9 protein-coding genes are annotated in these 12,382 nt (G+C 43.9%); 8 read left to right on the top strand and 1 reads right to left on the bottom strand.

Annotated elements, in window-relative coordinates; translation table 11 throughout:
- The first annotated feature begins 536 nt into the window (after positions 1–536).
- The 6 genes from HOL16_03460 to HOL16_03435 all read left to right on the top strand — a co-directional run bounded on the left by HOL16_03460 (position 537) and on the right by HOL16_03435 (position 10,348).
- Positions 537–2,840, top strand: a complete 2,304-nt coding sequence (locus HOL16_03460; protein MBT5389752.1) for an Rne/Rng family ribonuclease — start codon at positions 537–539, stop codon at positions 2,838–2,840.
- Between the two features lie 18 nt (positions 2,841–2,858).
- A complete protein-coding gene (locus tag HOL16_03455; protein ID MBT5389751.1) occupies positions 2,859–4,265 on the top strand; it encodes a M48 family metalloprotease in 1,407 nt (468 codons plus the stop codon).
- A 98-nt stretch (positions 4,266–4,363) separates the two neighbouring features.
- Positions 4,364–5,626, top strand: a complete 1,263-nt coding sequence (locus HOL16_03450; GenBank protein MBT5389750.1) for an N-acetylmuramoyl-L-alanine amidase — start codon at positions 4,364–4,366, stop codon at positions 5,624–5,626.
- 58 nt (positions 5,627–5,684) lie between these two features.
- A complete protein-coding gene (locus tag HOL16_03445; GenBank protein ID MBT5389749.1) occupies positions 5,685–8,210 on the top strand; it encodes a penicillin-binding protein 1A in 2,526 nt (841 codons plus the stop codon).
- A gap of 13 nt (positions 8,211–8,223) precedes the next feature.
- Positions 8,224–9,331, top strand: a protein-coding gene (locus HOL16_03440) for a peptide chain release factor 2 (protein ID MBT5389748.1) whose coding sequence is annotated in 2 segments (ribosomal slippage) — positions 8,224–8,292 and positions 8,294–9,331 — 1,107 coding nt in all. Because the reading frame shifts where the segments join, the coding sequence is not laid out codon by codon here.
- The gene (locus HOL16_03435; protein MBT5389747.1) at positions 9,332–10,348 is read left to right on the top strand and encodes a hypothetical protein; all 1,017 of its coding nucleotides are present in this window, start codon (positions 9,332–9,334) and stop codon (positions 10,346–10,348) included.
- 135 nt (positions 10,349–10,483) lie between these two features.
- Here the strand turns inward: HOL16_03435 and HOL16_03430 are convergent, their stop codons facing one another.
- Positions 10,484–11,086: a TetR/AcrR family transcriptional regulator gene (locus HOL16_03430; GenBank protein MBT5389746.1), complete on the bottom strand. Its 603-nt coding sequence runs from the start codon at positions 11,084–11,086 to the stop codon at positions 10,484–10,486.
- 307 nt (positions 11,087–11,393) lie between these two features.
- Here HOL16_03430 and HOL16_03425 point away from each other — a divergent pair, with 307 nt between their 5' ends.
- On the top strand, positions 11,394–11,555 hold the full coding sequence (locus HOL16_03425; GenBank protein ID MBT5389745.1) for a hypothetical protein: 162 nt from the start codon (positions 11,394–11,396) through the stop codon (positions 11,553–11,555).
- A gap of 267 nt (positions 11,556–11,822) precedes the next feature.
- The gene (locus HOL16_03420) at positions 11,823–12,116 is read left to right on the top strand and encodes a GIY-YIG nuclease family protein (GenBank protein ID MBT5389744.1); all 294 of its coding nucleotides are present in this window, start codon (positions 11,823–11,825) and stop codon (positions 12,114–12,116) included.
- Positions 12,117–12,382: the final 266 nt, after the last annotated feature.

Raw genomic sequence — 12,382 nt, 5'->3', positions numbered from 1 at the left:
GAAAATGATGGTAGTTTCATAATTATATTTCTTAAGAAGGGGTTACGTTTTCACCTAAAGAGTGTAACCCTTTTTCTCTCCTTTTCCAGCTATTTCCTCGCTCTCAGAGCTTTTTTTAATTCTCTATCGCGGATCCTGGGCACCAAAGAAAAAAAAAACGTTAAAACGGCGATTTTCGTTGTTCTTGAGAGCAAGTCACAGTAGTGTGTCAGGGATAACAGTTTATACGTGGACTGCGGTCGACTTTCTCCCTTAGATGGGGAAGCTCAGTGTTTGAAGAAGTTGGAAGTCATAGCAGCCAGTAAAGTTCAGATATGAACGTATAGTTTGGAGCCCCAAGCGGATGAAATTTAGGTCATTTTTAATGATTCAAAGCGGAAAAAATCAAGAAGGTGTTGAGACATGAGACTTTTTCTCCCCGTCTTTCTTATGAAATTATCCGACTATCTGTTGGGGGCTTTGTTTTTAAATAACGGTGCAGCCCTTGTTCAGCCTATGGCTGAAAAGGCCAAGCCCTTTACGGAGTCGAAACAATTATGGAAAAACGTATCCTCATCGATACGACCCACCCTGAGGAATCTCGGGTGGCAATCGTCGATGGACATAAACTTGAAGAATTTGATTTTGATTCGTCTGGAAAGAAGACGATCAAAGGCAACATATATCTTGCAAAAGTCGTAAGAGTCGAACCTTCTTTGCAAGCAGCCTTTGTGGACTATGGCGCCGATCGCCATGGATTCCTGGCCTTTAATGAGATTCACCCTGACTATTTTCGCATTCCAGTTTCAGACAAACAGGAAGAAGTGGACGTAGACGAAAAGAAAGAAGCAAAGAAGAAACCCACCAAAAAGGCCTCTGAGGAGGAAACTGAGGAAAGCACTGAGGATTCTGATCCGGAAGAAAAGACCAAATCTCGCTTTGTTCCTTTGCATCGACGTTACAAAATTCAAGAAGTAATTAAAAACAATCAGGTCATGCTTTTACAAGCTCTAAAGGAAGAGCGGGGAACGAAGGGAGCGGCCTTTTCAACTTTTGTATCCCTCGCAGGCAGATACTGTGTTGTTATGCCCAACGCAATCAGAGGCTCCGGTATTTCTCGCAAAATCACCGATATGGATGATCGTAAAAGATTAAAGTCTATCGTCGATGAACTCAAGCTACCCGACACCATTGGCGTCATAGTACGTACAGCGGGCAAAAAACGGACTAAGCCTGAAATCAAGCGTGATCTGGATTATCTTTTAAAGTTGTGGAATGAGATTCGTGAGCAAACCTTATCGTCCAATGCTCCCGCTTTAATTTATGAAGAAGCAGATATCATTCGACGCTCCATTAGAGACCTTTATAACAATGATATAAAAGAAATTCTTGTTGAAGGAGAAGATGGATACACTCGGGCAAAGGAATTTGCAAAAAAAATCATTCCTAGCAATGCAAAAAAGGTCGTTAAGTATCAGGATATGAAAGCCCCCTTATTCCAACAATATAAAATTGAAACACAGATTCATGACATGCTGAATCCTGTTATTCATCTGTCCTCTGGGGGATATCTGATCATTGATACGACTGAGGCTCTGGTGGCTATCGATGTAAACTCTGGGCGCGCAACCAGAGAAAGACATATCGAAGAAACTGCTTTTAACACCAATCTCGAAGCCGCGAAAGAGATCGCGAGACAGCTACGATTGAGAGATTTAGCAGGCCTCATTGTAATTGACTTTATCGATATGGATGAGGGAAGTCATATTGGCAAAGTAGAGCGTACATTCAGAGAGGCCATGCGCCACGACAGGGCCCGCATTCAAATTGGCCAAATTAGTTCCTTTGGCCTGTTAGAAATGTCTAGACAACGCCTCCGACCCAGCATTATGGAGATGCACTCATCACCCTGTCCTAGCTGTAGAGGAACTGGGCTCATACGCTCCGTAGAATCATCAGCAGTGCAGATCCTTCGCACACTTGAAGAAGAAGCCTTAAAAGGTAAATCCAAAGAACTTTCTGTCAAAATGCCTGTTGATGTTGTTCTCTATATTTTGAACTATAAACGACAAGCCCTTGCGGACATAGAACAAAGACACAGCCTTAAAATATCGATTATGCATCATGACTCGTTTGTTACTCCTGACTTTTTAATTGAATCCGAAGAAATGGGGATCATTCTAGACACGCGAGAACAAACACTGCCAGAAAGCAGCAAAAAATTAGCTGAAAAGGGTTCCACTAAATCACAAGGAAGAAAGCGCTCACGGCGAGGACGTCGAACACGCCCCCATACGGATACGAAGACAGAAGCAGAAACCTCTGATACGAGCGCTCAGCCTACCCAAGAAAAGGCTGAAGCCTCTGAAAAGTCTGCTCAGACCCCACAAACTGAACGAAGCTCTCCTAGGCGTGCTAATTTATACCCGCGTAGAAGGCACAGAACTGGCAAAAAACCAGAAGGAGAGCAACCGAAGGATTCTGGCGCTAACCAGGAAGTGAAGGGGTCGCCTTTTACCGTCAGCGATTTCGAAGGAGATACCATTGTGCCTTTGGTTGCAGAGTCTCAAAAGAATGCTCCAAGGAAGGAAAGCTCCGATTCGGAAGCTAAAAAGACGCCCTCGAAGTCTTCTTCCAGATCTACGGCTCGGAAACAGCCCGTAAAATCTTCCGAAACAACCGGCCAGGAAGCGGAGAGTAAACCAAGAGGCAAGTCTTCACCAAAAAAGAGCAAAGAAAGCTCCACTAAAGATGAAAAGGTACCCTATGCAGCAGCTACCTCGGACTCCGATGTTAATGTATCCAGTGGAGGCGATGGGGGAGACGACCGTAAAGGTTGGTGGCAAAGATTGCTCGATTAGCCTTATGAGAAATAGACAATGTTTTTGAAACGATTCGTAACGGCCCTTTTTCTCTTGACCCTGTTTGGACTGGGCAATCAATTACATGCTGTCGAATTTAAGACCGGTACCATGATTCGAGATGCAGAAGTTGAAAGCATTCTAAAAAGTTATCTGGATCCAATTGTTACGGCTGCTGGTATGAACCCAGAGCGCGCCAAAATATACATCATTGTCGACCCCGAACTGAATGCAAGTGCCGGGCTTGGAAGTACCTTGTTTATTAACACAGGTTTTATTCTTAATACGGATGGACCGTCTCAATTAGTTGGCGTTTTTGCCCATGAGGTGGGACACATATCCGGAGGCCATTCGGTCCGCCAAGAGGCTGACCTTAAAAAAATGACAACACCAGCCATGGCTATGGGACTTTTAGGGGGAGCCTTAGGTCTCCTTGCAGGAAGTCCCGACGTCGCCACAGCCTCCCTCCTTGGTGGCGCACAAGTCGCCCAACGCAGTATGCTCCACTATAGTCGTGGACGAGAGGCTTCTGCTGATCAAGCTGCGGTGAAATATCTAGACAAATTAGGGTGGAGTTTGAAGGGATTCTTAGAATTTTTCGATAAGATTAAAGACCAGGAACTTCTTCCTGAATCTCGCCAGAATCCCTACGCAAGAACCCATCCCTTGACTCAAGAAAGACTGGATTTTGTAGAAAATCAGTACAAAAAGTCTCCCATTAAAAGTTCAACCATGTCCCGGAACTTCGAAAATAGCCATAAACGAATGAAGATAAAGTTGCAGGCCTATCTCGACTCACCCTCTAGAACACTCTCTCTACACAAAGAAAGTGATAAAAGCTTCCTGTCACAGTATGCCCGTACAATTGCAACCTATCGCCAGGGAAACCTTTCCCAAGCTACGAATTTGATCGATGCACTTTTAGTTTCCAATCCTGAAGATCCGTATCTTTGGGAATTAAAAGGCGAGATTCTTTTTGAAGCTGGAGAAAAGGTGAAAGCCTTCCGTGCTCTTGAAAAAGCCCTCACCCTTTCTGACAATAACCCTCTTATTCAAGTTGCATTGGCTCATGTTCTATTGGAGATGAATACTGCGGACGCCAATCAACGTGCACGTGTTGAATTATCGAAAGCCCTCCAAAAAGAAAATGACTTTGGTCAGGCCTGGCACTTTTTAGCCATTGCCTATGGTCGAGAAAACAACATTGGAATGGCTGCCCTTTCATTGAGCGAACAAGCCCTACTTGGTCATACTAGGGAAAATAAGGAAAGAGCTCTTCAACAAGCAAAGAGGGCATTGCACCACTTGAAAAAGGGAACACCTGGATATAGAAGGGCAACTGATATACAAACGAACCTGGCTCATGAAGAAGTCCTTGGCTCCACCAAAAAGTCATTTTTACCAAAAATCCGCTTTGGACAATAAAAACAGATGCACCCAACTAATTTCTTTGAGTTTCAAACGGAAATAGTGTTACTTACTGGTGTGATTAGCTAAGGCGTTTAAGCATAGGGGTGAGAATTTTGTCGTTCAGTAAGTCTCAAGTATCAAAAATTTTCCTCATATGTTGCTTTGCCATAATATTCCCCTCGCTGTCTTTTGCCTCAGTCCAAATTGAATCTATCAGGGTCGGCGTTGATAAAGAAAAAACAAGATTTGTCCTGGACCTTAGCCAAAAACTTACCTCATATAAAGCTATCTCGACAACTGACGGGACCGAAATTAAATTTCAACTTCCAGACATTTCTGGGACGCTTCCTACCCTTCATAAACCGGAGGGGCGTATACTAGCTTTTGACTGGAAAAGCCTCGAACCAAAAGGTGTCACTCTCGTTTTGCAGGTGAAGCCAAATACGAAGGTTCAAAAAATCTTTACCCTTCCTCCAAGTGGAAAATATGTTCATCCTCGCCTGGTCATAGACTTGGCAGGTTCTGCCCCCCTAAAAAGTCAAGAAACTAAGGTAGAAGCCACTAAACCACCTATAAAACCCAAGCAACTCTCCAAAAAGAAAGAAGACTCTTATTTATCCAAGATAGAGCCGAAAGAAAAGCCAATCACTGCCATATCAACACTTGGGCCACTGCTCCATGAAAAAAAACGTATTGTCATCTTGGATCCAGGACATGGAGGAAGAGACTCAGGTTCTGCCGGAAAAACAGGCGTTCTTGAAAAACATATAACCCTTGCTTTTGCCCGTGAGATTAAAAATCACCTAGAATTAAGCGGTCGGTACTTAGTCTATCTCACCCGAGATGCAGATGTTTCTGTCCCACTTAGAAGAAGAGTGGCCTTTGCCCGTGCAAAAAAAGCAAACGTGTTTGTGTCTATTCATGCAGACGCTAATATCGACCACAAGATCTCGGGACTTTCAATCTATACATTATCGAAGGAAGCTTCGGACGAAGAAGCAGAACGCTTAGCCGAAAAAGAAAACAAAGCAGATATTATTTTTGGCATCGATCTTTCAACCAAGTCTGATGAAGTGTCCAATATCCTGATAGATCTTGCCCAACGGGAAACCATGAATAACTCTGTCCATTTTGCCAGATTGTTTCTGAAAGAGGTGAAAGAACAGATTAAATTGTGCAAGAACACCCAACGATCTGCAGATTTTGCAGTTCTAACTTCGCCCGACATCCCATCAATGCTTTTAGAGCTGGGATATCTTTCAAACGCAGCTGATGAAAAACGTTTGCAACAGCCTTCCTTTAGAGCCATTGTGGCTTCTCAGCTTTTAACAGCATTGGATAAATATTTTTTCGAACGACATGAAAGGAAGATATAAACGTTAAGTTTCTATCTAAATAAGATCTAGGATGAAAAAACTTTTTTATCGATTTCTAATGCTTATTTGTCTCATCTCGATCACGGGAATAGGAACCCTCTGGGCTGTCTTCTCATATTACAGTAGGGATCTGCCAGACCACAAACAATTGGCCACTTACGATCCACCTGTCGTAACACGACTTTACGCCGGAGACGGCCGCCTTTTCCAGGAATACTCTAAAGAACGCCGAGTCTTTGTTCCCATCTCTGTTATTCCTACACACGTTATCAGTACCTTCTTAGCCGCAGAAGACAAGAACTTTTACCTCCATAGAGGCGTAGATCTTGTAAGTACCCTTAGAGCCCTTTTTATGAATTTGCTCTCTCTTGCCACTGAGCGACGTGCCGGTGGGGCCTCAACAATTACGCAACAAGTGGCCAAGAATTTTCTCATTGGAAATGAATACTCCTATGTACGAAAAATAAAAGAAGCCATTATCGCCTTTAGGTTAGAGAATACGTATACAAAGGAAAAAATCCTCGAGCTGTACTTAAATGAGATTTATTTAGGGTCAGGCTGCTACGGTGTCGCTGCCGCGGCTCTCCACTACTTTAATAAATCACTAGATGAATTGAGCACTGCCGAAGCAGCTTTCCTTGCGGGCCTACCAAAAGCCCCCAATAACTATCATCCCGTACGGAACCCTGAAAGAGCCTTGGATAGAAGAAATTGGGTCATCGGACGCATCCTTCAAAATGGCCTCATTGATGAAGAAGAAGCAGAAAGGGCTCTTAATACCCCATTGAGAGCAAATCTATCCAATCGGAAAGATATCGTGCAGGCCGATTACTTTTCTGAAGAAGTCCGCAGAGAGCTTGTGAGTAACTTTGGCTCGCAAGAACTGTATAAGGGAGGGTTAGTCGTTCGCACGACCCTAGATCCCTATTTGCAAAAAATTGCCGATGATTCCCTGAGAGAAGGATTGATTAACTATGATCGGCGCCATGGTTGGCTGGGACCCTATACAAGTATATCACTAACTAACTGGACTCAAAATCTAGCAGATTTAAAACCACCTGCCGGATTGTTGTCCCTTAAAATGGCTGTCGTATTATCCTTGCATAGTGATGGCGTCACCATCGGTTTGGCAGATGGTTCCCGGGGACACATCCCTTTAAACGAGCTCACGTGGGCGCGACGACGCATAATGGATTCAGATGGATCCCATCATTTGGGGCCACCAGTCAAATATCCCAGTGTCATTCTGGAAGTCGGAAATGTCATTCTTGTAGACGCCCTAAAAGGGGGCAAGTCTGGAACGTACTCCTTACAACAAATCCCTAACGTTGGGGGGGCTCTTATTGCACTGGATCCACATACAGGCCGTGTATTGGCTCTCACAGGAGGATATAGCTACGAAATCAGTGAATTCAACCGAGCGATGCAAGCTTGGCGTCAAGCAGGGTCAATTTTTAAGACCTTCGTCTACATGGCTGCGTTAGAAAAAGGCCACACACCCACCACACTTGTTCTAGATGAACCAATAAAAATTGACCTTGGTTATGGCCTTGGAGAATGGGAACCCCAAAATATAGCCAAAAAATTCTATGGAGAAGTCACTTTAAGAACGGGGCTCGAAAAGTCACATAACGTTACAACCGTCCGTTTAGCCCAGGATGTGGGACTTGCTAAAATATCAGAAATTGCAAAACGCTTCGGCGTGAATGACAGCCTTCCTCCTCAATGGGCTATGGCCCTGGGAGCAGGGGAGACAACACTCCTCAGACTAACGGCCGCATATGCCGTATTTGCCAACGGAGGAAAGAAGGTAACGCCTACTTTTATCGATCGTATTCAAGATAGACGCGGAAATACAATCTTTAGACAAGATAAGAGAACATGTGAACAATGCCAGACTCAAGAATGGTCGAGTTCACTCCCTCCCCAGCTCCCTGATATTCGTAAAAATATCTCTGACCCAGCAGAATCCTACCAAATGGTCTCTATCCTAAAAGGTGCCGTAGAAAATGGTACAAGTCGACGCGGAAAAGTTGAAGGCTTTTCGTTAGCTGCTAAAACGGGGTCCACAAACAACTTCCGAGATGCTTGGACCGTAGGTTTCTCTCCAAATCTAGTGGTTGGTGTCTTTATTGGACATGATAATCCAAGGCCTCTTGGAAAATTTGAGCCCGGCGGCATTGCAGCAGCGCCCATATTTGGGAGCTTCATGAGAGCTGCACTAAAAGGAACCACACCTGTTCCATTCCGCACCCCTCCAGGATTGCGGTTTAAACGCATGAATCCTGAAACAGGAAAAATTGCCAGTCCCGGAGATAGAAATGTGATTCTAGAAGGCTATAAGCCCGGAACCGAGCCAACTCTTGAGGGGCAAAACGAACTGCTTGTTATTGGAAAAGAAGTTCCCTTTGACGAAATTGAAGCAGATATTCAAAGGACCCTTGCGCTTCTTGAAGACGCGAAACGTGAAAGAAACGAGCTTCAGGAAAAAGAAACGCCAGAAGCTGTAGAAATGCCCTCTGCTAAATCCCTGGAAGAGCTTATTATATCTCCATCAGATCCAGGATCTGGGATCATATATTAACAGTGAGGTAAACATGCGCGCAGAAATTGAAACAGCTGAAAAGGAAATAAGACAATCTCTGGTCCTCCTAAGGAGGTTTCTTTGACTGGGATAAAACTTCAGCACGCCTCCAAGAAATAGAGACACTTATGGAGGCCCCAGATTTCTGGGACACCCCTGATAAAGCCCAAACCATGATGAAAGAAAAAACTTCAATTTCGCAAGGATTGGACTTAATAAATTCTCTTGAACGAGATCTGGAGGATAATTTGGCTCTCTTGGAAATGGCTGAGTCGGAATCCGATCAGGCAGAGACAGAAACAGCAGAAGCCGCCATCTTTGATCTTCAAATACGAGTCCAGCGTCAGCAACTAGACAGCCTTTTATCAGGTGAGGCCGATGAGAATGATTGCTTCTTGGAAGTTCATGCTGGGGCAGGGGGAACCGAAGCTCAAGATTGGGTTGAAATGCTTTTAAGAATGTACTGCCGGTGGGCAGAATCTAGGGGTTACAAGACGGAGTGGATAGAAGAAAGTCCTGGCGAAGAGGCAGGTCTTAAGTCGGCTACATTACGCATCAAGGGGGAAAAAGCCTATGGCTGGCTAAAAACTGAAAGTGGTATCCACCGCTTGGTACGCATATCACCATTTGATTCCAATTCACGTCGTCATACAAGCTTTGCATCGGTGGGAATTTATCCTGTGATTGATGACAGAATTCAAATAGAAATCGAAGAAAAAGACCTGAGAATTGATACCTATCGTGCCTCAGGTGCGGGAGGACAGCATGTGAATAAAACAGATAGTGCCGTACGAATTACCCATCTTCCAACAGGAATTGTGGTACAATGCCAAAATGATAGGTCCCAGCATAGGAATAGAGCGGAGGCTATGAAAATGCTAAAATCACGCCTATATGAGCTAGAAATACAAAAGCGTGAAGAAGCAGCCCAAGCAGAGATGTCTACCAGGTCTGAAATTGGCTGGGGACATCAGATCCGCTCATACGTCTTACATCCCTATCAAATGGTGAAAGATCTCCGAACGAATGTTGAAAAAGGCAATGCCCAAGGGGTTTTAGATGGAGATCTGGACACATTTCTGGAAGCTTCCCTTGCTATGCACGTAGAAGGTAAAAAATAAATGCAGAGTGTTTATCAACTAAAATACTTTATTCTCACTCTTGCTGTTCTTACTCCCTCCATTTCCTGGGCGGAACCAGGCGTTATCGGGCATAATTTTGATCTCAGCTCTGTAGAAACTGTAAACGTTACAAGCATTGCGGGAGAACTTCAAATTACCACTGCGGTTGGACCTCATGGAAAAATTCGAGCAACTCGTGGATCGTCCGACCGTTACTGTGATGTGAGGATCAATCAAAATGTTAACACCTTGAATTTAGAAACGTACCCTGCAGGACCACTAGATCCCTCTCAAATGAATGAGTTAGTCTCCCGGGGAGGATGCAGGATCAACATGCATATTGAACTTCCCGAACAGGTGAGCCTCAATATCAATGGAAAAAGCACTAACCTTAATATACAAGCCTTTAATGGCAGCCTATCCTCCCAACTTGAAATGGCTTCTCTAACAGCAAATAATAGTCATATTGACCCCCTAAATGCACATATAGCCACTGGAAGTATCAATCTATCGGCAGTAGAGGGAAGCTCCGATATTCATCTTGAAAATGGGGACATCAGCATCCAGTATTTCAATACGAATCCAAAAGAAATAGATACTCTTAAGGTAAAGGTAGACTCTGGCAATGCTACTTTTATAGCGCCTGCTTCCTTGAACCCAAAAGTCGCACTGACTACTGTTAAAGGAAACATAAGAAATGAGTTCCCGCACCTTAAAGGAAGCAGTGATTTGAATTTAAACTTCACTGTTAATAAGGGAAACATCACCATTCTAAAGACTCCAGTCTCTGGAATCAGCCCAAAAACAAAAGAGCAAATTCAAAACGAAATGAGAAAAAAAGCTAAAGAGAAGGCCGAACGTAAAACTAGGGCTGAACTCAAAAAGAAGACCGAACTCAGAGAGAAGGCCGAACGTAAAGCTAGGGCTGAACTCAAAGAGAAGACCGAACGTGAAGAAAAGGCTGAACGTAGTGCAAAGGCTGAACGTAGTGCAAAGGCTGAACGTAGTGCAAAATAGGGCTAAGAAAACAGCTCCAGAAAACTACGCCCAAAACTCAAACGATCGAAAAAATAAGGCTAAAGGAAAACATCCTCATCGTAGGGTGACACTTCCACTGCAATGAAAACTCAAATACAGAAATTGTATGATGCTTTACTCTTTGACCTTTAAAGCCTTGTAGAGAGCTTCAACAACCATTTTAACGTACGTATATTTTTTCGACGTTTCCTTACTGAAATCAACGATTTCATCCTTGAGAACACCATCAAGTGCACTGATAATCAGGACAATAACTAAATCCGGATCCCACTCTTCGCGGATATGTCCTTCTTTTTGAAGCTCTCGTATTGCAGGACGCCAATTTTCAGGTGAGAAATTGTTACTCTCTGAAAGTTCTTTTTGTTTTTCCCTTTCAAGATTCTGCCATGCCACGATGCGCAGAAGATCCGGGTTATGATCATATATTTCAAACCGCTGGTAAATAACTTGGACAAGAAAGGGACGTAGGCCCCCAGAAGCATCTGGGATAAAAGAGTCCATGAAAGTACTTTTCTTGATGATATAGGTCTTTACGGTCTTCCAAAGCTCTTCTTTTGATTGAAAGTGGTGGTAAATAAGACTTTTATTAACTTTAGCACGATCTGCAACGTTTTGGATGGACGTTCCTTCAAAACCATTTTCAACAAAATAATAGCTTGCAGCCTCCAAGATCTCCTCTCGGGTCTGTTCTCCTATAACTGCTTTATCCTGCTTCACTTTTGCAACCAATTGACTCGTCCGTTTATTTTATATTAAACCCTATTGACCGATCGTTCAATATGAATTATATTGAGGAAGATTATTATAAAGGCCCAGTTAAATCAACCCCCTTCGCGGGGTTGATTTTTTTTATGGGAGTTGACCAACCGGTCAGTTAAGAAATAGGTGTTCATGTTCAGTAATCTATCTAATTGCTGTGTTCATCTGCACACAGTCGTCTTCCCGGAGCCTAGGAACGCTGTTCTAGTAGCCTTTTAAGTATGGATCCCGCGCTCATAAGGAATTCTAAGGGCGCGCCTGCGGCTTGCCCATAGTTCCTAATGGCCGGGAAGACGAGCATTTGAGCGGAAAGACGATCCTTGGACTAGGAAGACGATCCATGAGCCGGGAAGACGAAGCTTTGGGCCGAGAAGACGAACTTTGCGTCTGGGATACGGCGCGTCTATGGCTTGCCCATAATTCCTAATGGCCGGGAAGACGATTCTTGGCGCGAGAAAACGAACCTTGGGTTACATCCTCGTAGCCGTCTTCCCGGAGCCTAGGAACTCTAGCCGAATCGGCGTCTTAAGCCGGTGAGGCGTAGAGTGAGTTGGCATCGCGGGATCCATACAAACAGATGCCAGAGATGAAATTTCTGAGAACAGGAAAGTGTCTTGTGGTTTTAAAAGGGTCACCATTAATTCTTTTGTTGTGCTACTTTCCAAGCCTAAGTTAATGGAAGGGAGCGCTTGTAATGGATGAAAAGAGTTTTTATGTATATATCATGGCCAGTAAGAAAAATGGGACGTTATATGTAGGTCTAACTTCAAATATGTCGAATCGTGTTTGGCAGCATAGGGCAAAGGTTTTTTCAGGATTTACAGCAAAATATGATGTAAATAGGCTTGTCTATCTTGAACCTCATGATCAAGCTGAAAATGCTATCAGTCGAGAGAAGCAATTGAAGCATTGGTGTCGCAGGTGGAAGATAGACCTCATTGAGAAAGACAATTCCAATTGGGATGATCTATCAGGAAACATATTTTAGAATTTTATTCGTTTTAGCCATGGATCCCGCGCTCATAAGGAATTCTAGGGCTCGCCATGGCTTGCCCATAATTCCTAATGGCCGGGAAGACGATCCTTGGAGCGAGAAAACGAACCTTGGACTAGGAAGACGAGCATTTGAGCGGGAAGACGATCCTTGGACTAGGAAGACGAGCATTTAAGCGGGAAGACGATCCTTGGACTAGGAAGACGAGCATTTAAGCGGGAAGACGATCCTTGGACTAGGAAGACGAGCATTTAAGCGGG

This window comes from Alphaproteobacteria bacterium (assembly GCA_018662925.1).
In the GTDB taxonomy this organism is placed as follows: domain Bacteria; phylum Pseudomonadota; class Alphaproteobacteria; order 16-39-46; family JABJFC01; genus JABJFC01.
This window is presented reverse-complemented; position numbering and strand designations above follow the sequence as displayed.

What these genes read in the sequence shown, in the direction of transcription:
- HOL16_03460 (MBT5389752.1), top strand. Translation starts at nt 537, where the DNA reads ATGGAAAAACGTATCCTCATCGATACGACCCACCCTGAGGAATCTCGG.
- HOL16_03455 (MBT5389751.1), top strand. Translation starts at nt 2,859, where the DNA reads ATGTTTTTGAAACGATTCGTAACGGCCCTTTTTCTCTTGACCCTGTTT.
- HOL16_03445 (MBT5389749.1), top strand. Translation starts at nt 5,685, where the DNA reads ATGCTTATTTGTCTCATCTCGATCACGGGAATAGGAACCCTCTGGGCT.
- HOL16_03435 (MBT5389747.1), top strand. Translation starts at nt 9,332, where the DNA reads ATGCAGAGTGTTTATCAACTAAAATACTTTATTCTCACTCTTGCTGTT.
- HOL16_03420 (MBT5389744.1), top strand. Translation starts at nt 11,823, where the DNA reads ATGGATGAAAAGAGTTTTTATGTATATATCATGGCCAGTAAGAAAAAT.